This window comes from Microbulbifer maximicatervae (SeqCode) (assembly GCF_052467325.1).
In genome coordinates this window covers 4,662,500-4,676,784 of the sequence record NZ_CP174310.1, presented here as the reverse complement: position 1 = coordinate 4,676,784, position 14,285 = coordinate 4,662,500, and the positions used below count along the sequence as shown (strand labels likewise).

General features: G+C 52.4%; 13 protein-coding genes. 3 read left to right on the top strand and 10 right to left on the bottom strand.

The features are described from left to right. Positions 1–15: 15 nt before the first annotated feature. The 10 genes from ACJJIE_RS20890 to dnaX form a co-directional block, all read right to left on the bottom strand. A complete protein-coding gene (locus tag ACJJIE_RS20890) occupies positions 16–1,197 on the bottom strand; it encodes a vWA domain-containing protein (RefSeq protein WP_444892842.1) in 1,182 nt (393 codons plus the stop codon). A 100-nt stretch (positions 1,198–1,297) separates the two neighbouring features. Further along, a complete protein-coding gene (locus tag ACJJIE_RS20885) occupies positions 1,298–2,143 on the bottom strand; it encodes an AAA family ATPase (RefSeq protein WP_282934167.1) in 846 nt (281 codons plus the stop codon). Between the two features lie 172 nt (positions 2,144–2,315). Further along, on the bottom strand, positions 2,316–2,996 hold the full coding sequence (locus tag ACJJIE_RS20880) for a YEATS-associated helix-containing protein (RefSeq protein ID WP_108731891.1): 681 nt from the start codon (positions 2,994–2,996) through the stop codon (positions 2,316–2,318). 414 nt (positions 2,997–3,410) lie between these two features. After that, the gene (locus ACJJIE_RS20875; protein WP_282934168.1) at positions 3,411–3,791 is read right to left on the bottom strand and encodes a hypothetical protein; all 381 of its coding nucleotides are present in this window, start codon (positions 3,789–3,791) and stop codon (positions 3,411–3,413) included. Between the two features lie 463 nt (positions 3,792–4,254). After that, on the bottom strand, positions 4,255–4,704 hold the full coding sequence (locus ACJJIE_RS20870; protein ID WP_444892841.1) for a YcgN family cysteine cluster protein: 450 nt from the start codon (positions 4,702–4,704) through the stop codon (positions 4,255–4,257). 10 nt (positions 4,705–4,714) lie between these two features. Next, positions 4,715–5,002 carry a YcgL domain-containing protein gene (locus ACJJIE_RS20865; protein ID WP_444892840.1) on the bottom strand — a complete coding sequence of 96 codons (288 nt, stop codon included), beginning with the start codon at positions 5,000–5,002 and terminating at the stop codon, positions 4,715–4,717. Next, positions 4,999–6,129 carry a ribonuclease D gene (gene rnd, locus ACJJIE_RS20860; protein WP_444892839.1) on the bottom strand — a complete coding sequence of 377 codons (1,131 nt, stop codon included), beginning with the start codon at positions 6,127–6,129 and terminating at the stop codon, positions 4,999–5,001. The genes ACJJIE_RS20865 and rnd overlap by 4 nt, the downstream gene beginning before the upstream one ends. A 9-nt stretch (positions 6,130–6,138) precedes the next feature. Beyond that, positions 6,139–6,744 carry a recombination mediator RecR gene (gene recR / locus ACJJIE_RS20855; RefSeq protein ID WP_282934172.1) on the bottom strand — a complete coding sequence of 202 codons (606 nt, stop codon included), beginning with the start codon at positions 6,742–6,744 and terminating at the stop codon, positions 6,139–6,141. A 30-nt stretch (positions 6,745–6,774) separates the two neighbouring features. Continuing rightward, entirely contained in the window at positions 6,775–7,119 is a 345-nt protein-coding gene (locus tag ACJJIE_RS20850) for a YbaB/EbfC family nucleoid-associated protein (RefSeq protein ID WP_413664473.1), read from the bottom strand. A 55-nt stretch (positions 7,120–7,174) separates the two neighbouring features. After that, on the bottom strand, positions 7,175–9,151 hold the full coding sequence (gene dnaX, locus ACJJIE_RS20845) for a DNA polymerase III subunit gamma/tau (protein ID WP_444892838.1): 1,977 nt from the start codon (positions 9,149–9,151) through the stop codon (positions 7,175–7,177). Between the two features lie 235 nt (positions 9,152–9,386). Here dnaX and ACJJIE_RS20840 point away from each other — a divergent pair, with 235 nt between their 5' ends. The 3 genes from ACJJIE_RS20840 (at position 9,387) to ACJJIE_RS20830 (ending at position 14,266) form a co-directional block, all read left to right on the top strand. Further along, positions 9,387–9,914: an RNA polymerase sigma factor gene (locus tag ACJJIE_RS20840; protein WP_282934175.1), complete on the top strand. Its 528-nt coding sequence runs from the start codon at positions 9,387–9,389 to the stop codon at positions 9,912–9,914. Between the two features lie 296 nt (positions 9,915–10,210). Beyond that, positions 10,211–11,242, top strand: coding sequence for a FecR family protein (locus ACJJIE_RS20835; RefSeq protein ID WP_282934176.1), 1,032 nt, complete (start codon positions 10,211–10,213; stop codon positions 11,240–11,242). Between the two features lie 309 nt (positions 11,243–11,551). Beyond that, entirely contained in the window at positions 11,552–14,266 is a 2,715-nt protein-coding gene (locus ACJJIE_RS20830; protein WP_444892837.1) for a TonB-dependent receptor, read from the top strand. Positions 14,267–14,285: the final 19 nt, after the last annotated feature.

Here is a 14,285-nt window from a genome sequence, read left to right as displayed (position 1 = left end):
AAAGCGATCAGCCTTTTAACGCCCTTTAACCAAATAGGCGATGGCTCGATCCAATCCCTCCAGGGTCATCGGATACATATGCCCGTCCACCAGTCTCTGGGTCATACCGATACTGGGAGTATATTGCCAGTACTCCTCTCCTACAGGATTCAACCAGATCAGGTTACTGTAGGTATCGGTAACACGCTCCATCCAGGCCGCACCGGGCTCTTCATTCATATGTTCGACACTGCCGAAACGACTGGTAATTTCGTAGGGCGCCATAGACGCATCGCCGACAAAAATAACTTTGTAGTCCTTGCCATAGGTGCGCAGTATTTCCAGCAGCGAGGTATTTTCGCTATAGCGCCGCTGGTTGTCTTTCCACACATGTTCGTAAACAAAATTGTGGAAATAAAAATATTCGAGATGCTTGAACTCGGAACGACAGGCGGAGAACAGTTCTTCACAGACGCGCACATAGGGGTCCATAGAGCCCCCTACATCGAAGAAGATCAGCACCTTAATCGCATTATGTCGCTCCGGCACCATTTGAATATCCAGTAACCCGGCGTTGCGTGCAGTAGAGGAAATGGTGTTATCCAGATCCAGTTCCTCTGCGGCACCGGTGCGGGCAAATTTGCGCAGCTTGCGCAGAGCCACCTGGATATTACGGGTGCCCAGACTGATGCTGTCATCCAGATTTTTAAACTGGCGCTTCTCCCATACCTTTGACGCCGAGCGATTGCGCCCCTTACCGCCCACACGGATACCACCGGGATGATAACCGCTATTGCCAAACGGGCTGGTGCCGCCAGTACCAATCCAGCGATTACCACCGCTGTGACACTTCTTCTGCTCCTCTAAACGCTTTTTAAATTCCTCCAGTAGTTTTTCCAAGCCACCGAGGCTTTGCACCTGGGCCTTTTCCTCTTCGCTCAGCTGCTTCATAAATTCTGCACGCAGCCAGTCCTCGGGAATCAATTGCTCGACAATGTCGTCGAGGGTCTCAAGGTCCTTAAAATAGGCGTCGAAAGCGCGATCAAATTTATCGAAGTGCTTCTCGTCCTTGACGAGGCAAACGCGGGCAAGGAAGTAAAATTCCTCAAGGTCGGCAAACACCAGGCGCTGCTGTAATGCCTCAAGCAGGGCCAGCAGTTCGGTGATGGTTACCGGTAATTTATAGCGGCGTAAATTCTGGAAAAAGCCAATCAGCATAATAATTCGCAGTCAGCACAGGGAAAAAATAACACCCGGTTAAACCGGGCCGAAATCACCGAGGACAACCTAAGCCCTCGGTGACATTAACCAACACAGTTTAGCGATTATCGCGACGGGCCATAAACGCCAGGCGCTCCAGCATATGGACATCCTGCTCGTTTTTCAGCAGGGCACCATAGAGCGGCGGAATGGCATTGCTGCTATCGCTGTTTTTCAAGATCTCCTCGGGAATATCATCAGCCATCAACAGCTTGAGCCAATCGATCAGTTCGGAGGTCGAAGGCTTTTTCTTCAGACCTGGAACCTCGCGCAGCTGGAAGAAAATATCCATTGCCTCGGCCACCAGCTGCCCTTTGATCCCTGGGTAGTGCACATCGACAATTTTGCGCATGGTGTCACGATCGGGGAAGCTGATGTAATGGAAAAAGCAACGGCGTAAAAAGGCGTCCGGCAACTCTTTCTCATTATTGGAAGTGATAATTACGATGGGGCGCTGCTTGGCCTTGATGGTTTCGCCAGTCTCATAGACAAAGAACTCCATGCGATCCAGTTCAACCAGCAGGTCGTTGGGGAATTCGATATCCGCTTTATCGATTTCATCAATCAGCAGCACCACACGCTCATCCGCCGCAAAGGCCTCCCAAAGCTTACCGCGCTTAATGTAGTTGCCAATATCGTGAACCTTATCCACCCCCAGTTGGGAGTCCCGCAGGCGGGATACCGCGTCGTACTCGTACAGGCCCTGCTGGGCTTTGGTGGTGGATTTAATATGCCACTGGATCAGCTTTAGTCCAAGGCTCTCTGCTACCTGCTCGGCGAGCAGTGTTTTGCCGGTGCCGGGCTCACCCTTGATCAATAGTGGGCGCTGCAGGGTAACGGCCGCATTCACCGCCATCTGCAAGTCTTCGGTCGCTACATAGCTTTCGGTACCGGTAAACTTCATAACTGCTCCAATCCTGTCGTCGAGGCTAACTATCTCTTTTAGCGAATGATAATTGAACAACAGGTTGGGGGCGAGGCGGTAACGCTCAATTTGGATGACCAGCTTGCGCTGGGGAAATTTGCCAGTCCCGCAGGGCGAGTCTTGAAAGCCCGCGTGGGCTTTCCGAAGCAGCCTAGGCCATCTGGGTACTGCGGCGGTGTACAACCTGGCGACCTTTGCCGGTGATATACCAGCGGATACCCAGGTGACTGTGAATTTTCCCGACCATCTCCAGCACCAGCAAGCTGTTCAAGGCGCGAGCTATAGAATTGGTCTCCATACCGCTGTCCTGCACCATGCCGGAAAGAGACCGAAATACACACTCCCCGGTATTTAACAAATGCAGTACCTGTAGAGCATTGTCATCCAATTTACGGATCTGATTGAAATCGATGGTCGGCCCCTGCTCGGGATCGCCCTCAATTTCATGCTCCAATAGGGGCATCATTTCCAACTGCATGGTGCGCAGTTCCTGCTCCATATTCTCTACTCGGGCGCGGGCAATACTGGCGTCGCGCAACTGGCGCCGTGCGGCGTTAAACACGAACATACGGGACGCAATTGCAGCGAGCAGGCAGTAACCGGTAAAAATCAATAAACGCGAGGGGTCACCCTGGATTTCTATCAACAAGTCACTCTGGGTGAATTTAAGGAATATCGGCACCATCAAGGCGCCACACAGCCCCATAATCAGGCAACGTGCGAGCCCCGCTGGATCTTCTTCGGTAAACAGCATTTGATAGTAATTGACCAACCCACCCAAAATGCCCGAAACCAGCATTACTGCAGTCAATATAAGCAGGTGATCGAGCATCAGTATTCCTCAGCCATTCGGCTCTCACTGCCAATCCGGGCAAGTGGGTATTGAACTGAATATTTCACTCTATTCACGACTGCCCTTGCCCTCTTCCCCTGTTAGGTGCGAGGTATTTCCCACATGCAGGATACAGCCGCTCTTGTTATTACTGGATACCTGGCAGAAAAGTGACACGGCTTTTACATTGTTTTGCATTGCGCCACAGCGGGAACCAGCTTAATAGATATAGCAGCTGTCATTGACTGGGGTTGTCGGTCTAAAGGGTTTTAGCGCCTTTGATACGAGCAACCGAGTGAAGGCCTGGATATAGGCGTCGAGGAGGGACGATGGCTGCGCAAGTGAATTAAAGTGCAACAAAAAATACTGGGTGAATGGCTACCCTGCCCTCAGGCATGACAGCCATGTCTTGGGTTATTGTTCGTTAAAGTAGGGATCTTCATCAAAGCGACGACGCCTGTCCCGACGAAATCTCATCAGCAAGCTGACAATCCCCCAAACAACCATGATCGCCAGGGCTCCACCCGAAGCGAATATCAAATTGGTAGTGACCTCTGGCGCCGCTCCATTTTCTTCAAACAGCGTTTGATAAACAAATAGCGGCAACACCGGCACAGCAACTGACTCCGCTACAGAGGTCTTTGCCGGCGCCAACAACACTGCCGCAGCCACTAACAGTAGAGTCTGGCGCACCCAACTCCAGCGCCAATTGCGCATAAACCACCAGCCCGCCAACAGCATAACCAGTGTTGAAGCGGCGTATACCATCCAGGCAAATTGGAAATCTTCTGTCATTCTCTCACTCTACTTTCTGGCACACCGATTTAATATCGGGCAAATATGCCAGGGTCCTTTACATCGTCACTCGCTCGGAACCGGCATATTTACGCCGCTTCGCAGACAAGCACTGCCAGCCATAAATCGATCCGAAGAATGATTTGAGGAGCCTCTGAGTAACTCTGTGATGCCTCTGGCATGCAGAGCGGTTCACAATCAAGGCGCGGCTTCGCAGGAATGTCTAGACCTTTCAAGAAGTCGCAACGCGGAGTGTGAATCGCTCCGAATGCCCCGAAGGGCGGGCCTTGAAGGCCGCATCTGCTGCGTTGCAGCTCTTGCAAAGGGCTACGGCCATTCGCGGCGAGCTGCGCCTAACATCTGCAGCCTTCAAGACCCGCAGAGGCATTACGGAGTTATTCAGAGGCTCCTTAATTATGCGCAATATTCAAAGGCGTTCACAGGTCGCAGTTCCCGTTTGCGATCAACCTTGTTCAACCCAAGAGACAATATGATCCTCCATATCGTCTGAATGAACCGACTCTTCACTGACAACGCGCCCACGCACCGATATCCCCGCCCGATGTACGGATTCCGGGTCCCCCGACACCAGTGGGTGCCAGTCCGCAAGAGGGCGCCCTTCCGCAAGACTGCGGTATGCGCAGGTGAGCGGCAACCAATCGAATTCGGCAATATCCTCTATACGCAACTGAATACATCCGGGAACATGGGCTTTGCGCTGGCTGTACTCACTGCACTGGCAGGAATGGGTATCCAACAGGCGGCAGGCCACATTAGTGAGGTAGACCTCACCCGTATCCTCATCCTCCAAGCTATGCAGACAGCAGCGACCACAACCGTCACAAAGCTGCTCCCACTCGGATCGACTCATTTGCTCCAGCGTTTTCCGCCGCCAAAAAGGCTCCTGTGCCATTTAGCTCGACTCAGCGTTGCAACTTGCTGTTCTTCAGCGCGATTTCACTCATTTCGGAATCGGCTATTGGCGGCATCTGTAAGTAATAGCCGCGAGTGCGCACCTCTTTGAGCAACTTGTCCGCCTCTGCACGGGCCAGTTTTTTGTCCGGCGTCACCAACATCGTAGTGACGTGCTGCGGCTTGCCGAAAAGCTCCAGTAGATTTTTGGGAACCCTCGCAGTGCCCTCGCGCTTATCCACGTACAGATACATTTCGTCTTTATTTGGACTGCGATAAATATCGCATAAAACTTTCACTTCAATTCCTCTCTACGCAATTGTTTCAGAGCTTCGAGCAAAGGATGGCCAATCACATCGGCCCGCCACCCTCTGAGCCGCCCCTCTAACTCGGGTCGACGGCCCTGGACCAAGGCTTCCAGCTCTTTTTTGCGAATTAATATTTCGGCAGGCAACCCGGCCCGCTCGGCAATAGACACCATCTCAAGCCGCAGTTGCTTGAGGATTTCTCCCTGCTGCCGGTTGAGGGGCTGCTGCATTCGCGCAGGTGGATCGCTTCTCTCACAGGCTTGGGCAACGATTTTTAACAGGGCCTCGCCGTGCTCACGCAGAGTTCGCCCTTCCATACCCAGTTGGCTCAAGGCACCTCTATGCCGCGGCAACTGTTGGGCCAGGCCGAGACAGATATTCTCTTTCAACAGGTGATTGCGCGGCATATTCAGCGCCCTAGCCTGCTTTTCGCGCCAAGCACACACATCCTGAAGCACCGCCAGCTGTTTACTGCGCAGGCGCCAGGCACCTTTCACTTTCTGGTAGTAAACCTCAGGTGGGTTCGGGTTTCGAGCCGTGACCACCAATGATGCACAGTCTTCCTGCAACCACTCCAGGCGCCCCTTCGCATTGAGGTCCTTTACCAGTACGCCGTAGAGTACCGGCAACCAAGCAACATCGAGGGCGGCATAGGTTTTCTGTGCATCACTGAGAGGTCTCTGCAGCCAGTCCGAGCGGGTTTCACTCTTGGGCAATTCAATATGCAGTAGCTGGTTAACTGTCGCCGCATAACCCAAGCCCGCTTTCATACCACAGATCGCAGCGGCAATTTGGGTATCAAAAATGGGCTCGGGAATCACCCCCAGCAAGCGCTCAAGGGTTTCCAGGTCCTCACTACAACTATGCATGATTTTAGTGACAGCGGTATCGAGCAAGAGGTCGCGAAGCGGCTGTAACTCCTCAATCGCCAAATTGTCGATCAGGTAGCAGTGTTTTCCATCACCTACCTGGACCAGCGCCGGCTGGGGATAAAAAGTACGGCTGCGCATGAACTCGGTATCCAGGGCTACCGCACTCTGCTTGCGCCATTCTGCACACAACTCTACCAGCTGCTCGTAACTGTCGACCCAGCGTGGAGTGGTATCTATTTCTGTCATCGATATCACTCAACTGCCGGAAAAAAATGCGGTTCGACTGTTAAAGGCGTGGGCGAGAGTGCCGCCATCGATATATTCCAGCTCTCCGCCGATGGGCACACCGTGGGCAATCCGGCTCACCGTCACCCCCTGGGCACGAGCTCTCTCCGCGATGTACTGCGCGGTAGCTTCACCTTCTACCGTAGGGTTAGTGGCGACAATAAGTTCGCGCAACTGCTCAGTAGCGAGCCTCTGCTCCAGCAAGTCGATCCCCAGGTCCCCCGGGCCAATACCATCGATGGGCGAGAGATGCCCATGCAGGACAAAGTAGCGACCGTGGTAATTACCGGCCTGCTCAATAGCCAGAACATCAGCGGGCGTCTCAACCACGCAAAGTGAGTCCTGCTCGCGCCGGCTATTGCTACACAATGAGCAAACGGGCTCCTCTGTCAGGGTGCGACACTGCCCACAGCGCCCGACTTGTTCCACCGCTCGTGCCAAACTCTGGGCCAGTAGGGAGGCAGCTTCTCGGTCTTTTTCCAACAGGTACATCGCCATGCGCTGCGCGGACTTGGGGCCCACACTGGGCAGACAGCGGAGCGCGCGGATCAGCTCTTCAATCAGGGGACTAAACATACAAACTCAAAACCAGTGGATGGCCACTTCTTAAAAGGGGAACTTAAAGCCTTCAGGCAAATTGATACCTGAAGTCAGGTCTCCCATCCCCTGCTTTTGCAGTTCCTGTGTTTTTTCCTCTACACGGCGCACAGCGTCGTTGACCGCAGCGGCCAGCAGGTCTTCCAGCATTTCCTTCTCCTCAGTCATCAGGGAGGGATCAATTTCCACAGATGTCACATCGTGGCGACCATTCATCGTCACCTTGACCATACCCGCCCCAGACTCACCGCAGATGCGAAGCTCAGTCAGGTCCTGCTGCATCTTCTGCATTTTTTCCTGCATATCGGCCTGCATTTTCTGGGCCTGCTGCATCAAATCGCCCAAACCTTTCATAGGTAACCTCTATCTTGTGCATGTGGCCCCGGAATAAACCGGGCCCTAATTGTCATTAATCTTCTACTACTAGTGATTCTACGGAACCCGGCACCAGTTCCGCACTCAATTCTACCTGTAACTCTTGAACCAGCGGGTCAGCGACCAGTGCATCCTGGGCAGCTTCAAGCCGCGCTTGGCGGGTAGCTGCGACTAATCGGGCGGGGGTACTCCCATGTACCTGCCCTACTTGTATCTGCGCTACCACAGGCTGTTGGAAGAAGTCAGCCAGAGAGTCCCCCAGACGCCGCTGGTGAACTTCGTCGTAGAGGCTGCTGTAGGATTCATCCAGGGTGAACGAGAGTATATTGTCCTGCCTGCCCACCATCTCCAAGTGCTGGGCAATGGAGTGCAAAATACCGGTAATACCCAGCTGTCCATACATTACCGGCCAACTGCCAGGCGTTAATGCTTCCAAACGCCCTTTTGGCACTTCCTGACTGCGGCTTTCTACCGGAGCCTGCCGCGAGGTATTCACCGTATTTTGTGGTACTGGTTGCTGTGGTGCCGGCGCCGACTCCACTTCCGCAACTCGCTGGCGAAGCTCGGCCAGGACATCTTTACGCTGGGGACGCTCTTCTGCCACTCCCTGGACAGGGGGCTGGCTTGTAATTTGCTCCGGCTGAACCTCCGTCGCTGGCTCACTGATCATTTCAGTTGGAGCTGTCGACTCTGCCTCTCGCTGCTCTGTCTGATGTTTAAACGGCTGCAGGCCTTCCACTGCCTGCGAGGGAGTTAGATCAACCGCTGTAACAGCCTGCGGCTGTGCCGCTTCAGGCTTTTTTGCCGGACTGACCTCCGGTACTTCTGGTGCTACAGGAGCCTGATGCTGTAGCGCTTCCTGAGCCGGTGCAGGCGAAACGGGTTCGGAAGCCGATGGCAGTGGAGAACGGGGAATATCCGCAACACCCTGGGGACGGAAAGCCAACATCCGCAGCAGAGCCATTTCAAAGCCACTGCGCTGATCCGGGGCCAAGGGCAGGTCACGCCGGGCCAGCAGAGCCATCTGGTAATACAGCTGCACATTTTCCGGGGCGATACGCCCAGCTAAATTTCTCAGTCGCTCACCATCACCCAGGGAATTATCGATAGATTGAGGCAGCACCTGAGCCACTGCGATACGGTGCAGGTTATCGGCAAGTTCTGCCAGCGCTGCACTGTAATCAGGGGCCTGCTGAGACAACTCAGCAACTGTGGCAAATAAAGCCTGTGCGTCCTCTTCAGACAAGGCTTGCAGCAGCTTCCACACCAAACCGGTATCGATACTGCCCAGCATACCGCGCACTTCCGCCTCGGTAATTTGCCCCCCACCAAATGCGATGGCCTGGTCAGTAAGACTCATCCCATCACGCATACTGCCATCTGCCGCACGACCGAGATGCCACAGGGCGCCTTCTTCAAATGGAACCTGTTCCTGCTCCAACACAAACTTCAAGTGCCCCACAACCCGCTCGGGGCTCATATTCTTCAGCTTGAACTGAAGACAGCGGGACAGCACGGTAACCGGCAACTTCTGCGGATCAGTCGTTGCCAGTAGAAACTTTACATGGGGAGGCGGTTCTTCGAGGGTTTTTAACAGCGCGTTAAACGAGCTGTTCGACAACATATGGACTTCGTCGATCAGGTAAACCTTGAAGCGACCCCGGGTCGGTGCGTACTGCACGTTCTCAAGCAGTTCACGAGTATCTTCGACCTTGGTGCGCGAGGCTGCATCCACTTCGATCAAGTCGACAAAACGGCCATCTGCAATCTCATTGCAAGTGTGGCATTGGCCACAGGGTTCAGAACTGACCCCCTCTTCACAATTCAGGCACTTGGCCAGGATTCGTGCGATCGTGGTTTTACCCACACCACGGGTACCGGCAAAGAGGTAGGCGTGGTGCAAGCGACCATTATCCAGAGCGTTGATCAACGCCTGGAGAACATGCTCCTGTCCCACCATCTCGCGAAACAGCTTCGGCCGCCACTTCCGTGCCAGTACTTGATAACTCATTCAATCTCCGGTGCTCGACACACCTCTGCAAGGTCTTATTGTCTGCGCCTGTGGCGCGGCCGCCATTATACCGGCATCCACCGCCAGGCATAGAGAATCGGAGAGTGTGACCAGTCAAGTTCGATCGTACCTCTCGTAGCGAAACCAATGCTTGTGATATAACTGTGCGCCAGCTCGCACTAAGAACAATCAGTCCATAACTACAGCGAGCAGGGTACGGGGATCACGATTAGTAATGAATAAGGCCAGGAAGACGCTTCTTGAAAGGCTGTTTACCGAGCACGGACAGGCCTTGGTACGCTTTGTCTCTCGCATTGTAAAAAGCCCTGACGATGCCGAGGATATCGCCCAACACGCCTATCTACGCCTGCAAAAACTCAGCGATGAAAAGGAACTTGAGAATCCACGGGCCTACCTCTACCAGATTGCCAATAATCTTGCTGTAGACCAACTGCGCCGAGGCAAGCTGCATGTGGAATATGTAAGCCAGCAAGTTCCTATGGAGGGCGAGCCCTATACAGACGACCACGCGGACCACCAGTCACCAGAAAGGCTGCTAGCAGCCCGCCAGCAACTTCAGTCCATCTACGAAACCATGGATAAGCTGCCCCTCAAGTGCCGCCAAGCATTCCTCCTGCACAGAACACGTGGTCTCTCCTATAGCGAGATTGCCCAGGAAATGAATATCTCAGTCAGCAGCGTGGAAAAATATATTTTGCAGGCCTTGAAGGCCTGCCGCAAAAAGGTGAACCCGGATAGGTGAGCAGCCTCCTGTGCAGGCATAGACTGTTGATCCACTAGATCTAAAAATTAGTTGAGGGGGAAACCTGTTCAGCCGTCTCAGCTTGCAAGGACCAATTAAGAAATTGAGCCGTACTAGGATCCCTGCAAATAGCAGCATTTTTCACTGCTAATTAAGAGAAATTTCCGGAATTGTTTTGTTCCGACCTGTACAACACAAAGTAGAGGCCACACAAATAAGGAAATTTTGAGTAAGATGCCCTTTTTTAGCATCGTTGTGCCAATTAAAGTCTAAAGATACAAGGTATTTGAGCAGCCATGAGAACCAACCCGAAGCAAGCAGTAAGCGAAGACAGCCTGGATCAGGCTTGTGCTTGGGTGGCTCGCCTGCGCTCTGACTCGATTACGCTCGCCGATCGCTCTCAATTTAAAGAGTGGTACTCCATCGAGGAGAACCAGCAGGCCTTTGCAGAAATCACTGAACTGTGGGGTGACCTGGGAGCCCTATCCAAAATGCCTTTGGGAACTCTTTTTCCCGAGAGCATTCCATCCCAAAAGAAAAGAAACCTCGATAGAACAGAGTCCACCAAATCCAAGGCCTGGACCTTACCCCAGTGGCTCATTGGTGGGGGGCTTGCAACCTGTGGAGCGATTGTAACTTTGTGGGTAAGCTTCCAAGGTATGGGCGGCGAAACCCAGGCTCAGATGTATGCAACAGAACGCGGCCAAATACAAACTATCAGCCTACCTGACGGCTCCGAAGTAAAGCTGAACTCCAACAGTAAGTTGAGAGTAATCTATAACCGGGATGAGCGCCGAACAGAGCTTGTTCGCGGTGAGGCATTCTTTGAAGTAGCCAGGCAAACATCGCGCCCTTTCACCGTCTCTGCGGGTAGCGCCAATATTCGAGTTTTAGGAACCGAGTTTAATGTGGAGCTCAACCCTGAAAACACACGGGTATCTGTAACTGAAGGCACGGTTTCGGTCACCGAGTCTGGCAGTGCTCCTGGACTAAAACCTGAGTCAGTGCAACTGGTTAAAAACCAGAAGGTCAGTGTATCTGACCGCGGACTCAGCCCAATCGGTCGGACCTCCCCAGAGGAGGCTACGGACTGGACTAAAGGCTTACTAGTCTTTGAAAAAACCCCCCTTAAAGATGCTCTCACAGAGCTAAACCGCTACCTCAACGTACCCGTTGCTGCTTCAGCCCAAGTGGAAAACAGACTTGTTTCTGGAACTTTTGAGGTATCTGATCCGGACAACACTCTAAAAGCCATCGCAACCGCACTGGACTTACAACAAGACCACAGTAACGCCAACCTGACTATCTTGTCTCCCGCGAATAACTAGGTTATAACCGTCCTTTAGGGCGGTTGTTTCTTGTCCAATTAGGTTAATCCGCCCATAAAACCAAAATAGCAACACCCTTGCCGGCAGCGATGGCCGGCACTTACAATAATGGGCACCCCCTTGAATCTTAGGCACTGGATAAAAATATCCCTTGCGACAGCACTCCTTCTTCCCAGTGCTGCCCTCGCCCAGTGCCCTGAATCTGGGATCCAGATACCCTCAGGAAGCCTCTCAAAAGCACTGATATCGCTGGGAAAGCAATGCAAAATATCACTGCTTGTTAGAACTTCTTTTGCTGCAAACTATCGGGTGAGCAAGCAAGTTCTACAGAGCCCTCAAGGTCAGTTTGAGCCCGCCCTTGCCGAATTACTCAAAGAGGTCCCCCTCTCCTTTAAAAGAGTCGGCCCCTCCTCTGTCGCAATTATTGAGTCATCAGCAGCAGAGCTAACATCTACGCAGCCTCAATCTCACACACAAACGGAAGAGGTAACCGTCACCGGGCAAAGCTTAACCGGCAGCCATTTACGCCACTTTCAATCCGACGGATACCTGCCAGTCGACAGACTGTCTCGCGATCAACTTGAAATGACTGGCGCCCAAACTATTGCGGACCTACTTCAATTCCTACCTGCCATTTCGGGCAACTCAACCAGCACATCTGTTAGCCAGGAAAATGACGGAACAGCTACAGTCTCTCTGCGCAATCTCCCAGCAAGCAGCACACTAGTACTAATTAATGGTCGAAGGATTATCAGCGATGGGTTTAATGGCGAAGCCACAGATCTAAATACGATTCCTCTATCCATTGTCGAGAGAGTAGAAATTTTAAAAGATGGAGCCTCAGCTGTTTATGGTTCTGATGCCATTGCCGGGGTGGTCAACATTATCCTGCAAAGGGACTTCGAAGGCCTTGCTGTAAAAAGCTACTACGGACAAGCCCAGCAGGGGGATCGCCGCAGCGAATCCCATCAACTAACCTGGGGATGGAAAGGTGATCGCGCTCACGTAATGCTCAACCTCTCACAGACCCGTCAGGCAGAGGTTATGAGTCGCAATAGAGGGATTTCTGAGTCGGCCGACAGTCGTGAAGAAGGTGGCTCTGATCAGCGATCATCAGCAATCCCCGAGGGGTTTATTGCTATAGGCAAGGATGAAGTATTAACCAACCTCTCAACCGGTACTTATCAAGACTGGTCACCAGAGGATAAGTTTGACTATAGCGACTACTCATCAGCCATCCCAGCAACGCAGAGCGACTCTTTCTATATAGTTGGCAATCTGGATATCGGAGAAAGCACCCTTGCTTTCTCCGAGTTCATGGGAGTGCGCTCAACAGGAGAAGCAACATCATCCCCCACGCCTGTCTTTACCCGATTTGATAATGGCGACCTGACGATATCTGCAGATAATATTTATAACACCTTCGATCAGGATATTTACGATGTACGCCGACGCATTGTCGAACTAGGCGCCCGAACTCAAGAAAACCGGGCAAACACCTGGAGGATAAACACAGGACTAAAAGGCTATTGGGATGACTGGCAATGGGAACTGAATGCCTCAACCCACCAAACCCATAAAAAAGAGAGCTTGAGTAATGTTATAGATCCATTCGCCCTATCAATTGGACTTAAAGGGCCTGATATCTGTAATGAAACCACCTCCTGCACTCCGATCAATCTTCTAGGCCCCAGTGGCAGTATCAATCAAGAGCAGCTGGACTTCATTCGGGGAAAGAGCGTTACGACCAGCAACTCCCGCATGACCTCACTCACCTTTATTACTGACGGCATCATTAAAAGGATAGCGTCAGGAGACATTCTCGCAGCAGCCGGAATTGAGTTCAGGCGAGAGAGTGTAAACCTATACTCCAATGACAGCTCCGGGCTTTCGTTTATTGGCGGCCACGCCCCCGGCTCAACGAAAGGCAGCCGCATAATCAAGGAGGCATTTGCCGAGATCTCAATCCCGCTTTCGCCGGATAGTTTATGGCTGGACGGAGCTATCCGAACCTCTCATTACGACGACTTTGGAGATACAAGCAACCCAAAGCTCGCGGTAAGATGGAAACCACTAGAATCAGTACTCATTCGCGGGAGTTATACAACCGGCTTCAGAGCCCCCACCCTGACGGATATGAACCAAGAGGGCTATCAAACCCAAGAATTTTTATTTGACCCCTGCACAAGCTCTAACGCAATCAATCTTCCGGGGTGCCGAGGTCAAGCCGACAGCTCACGAGTACAGTACCTGACTGAGTTCAGTGGCAATCCAGACTTAAAACCCGAAACTTCCCGCACACTATCTCTGGGAGTTACCTGGCAACCAGCTGTAATTGATGGATTCAGTGGAACATTCGATCTTTACGACATCAAAGAAGATCAGGTCATCGCTACCAACCCACAGTTTCTGCTAGAGCAAAATGCCTACTTCAACCTCTATACGGACCTCGTTATTCGTGATGACAATGGAGATGTCACCCAAATTTACGCATCACGTATAAACCAGGGCAGCCGAGAAATTCGCGGCTATGACACAGCCTTCCGCTATGAGTTTCACCCCGGCGTTAACAATCACGTCCAACTCGCCCTGAATATCAGCCGCACGCTACATTACCTCAACCAAAGCTCTCCCGAATCAGCCAAAGAGGATCTCACAGGAACCTTTACTGACATATTGACCGGCGGTGCTGGCTCACTTCCCAAGTGGAAGGCAAATGCTGGAATTTACTGGAAGAAAGGCCCTTGGGGGGCAGGATACACTATTCATTACGTAGGCAGCCTTAAAGAGTCCTATACGAACCTTGAGGGTGTAGAGGATAGCCGCACGATCAATGACTGGTCCGCACACGACCTCCAACTCACCTTTACTGCCAATCAGCGACTTAAACTGACAGCTGGTATTAATAATCTGCTAGACCGCTCGCCACCATTTGCCTCAACTGCCGTGAGCAACAATTACGATTATCAAACTTACGACCTCACCGGCCGTTTTTTCTACGGCAGCCTCTCCTTCAAACTTTGATTCTACTGCCTAGAAGCAC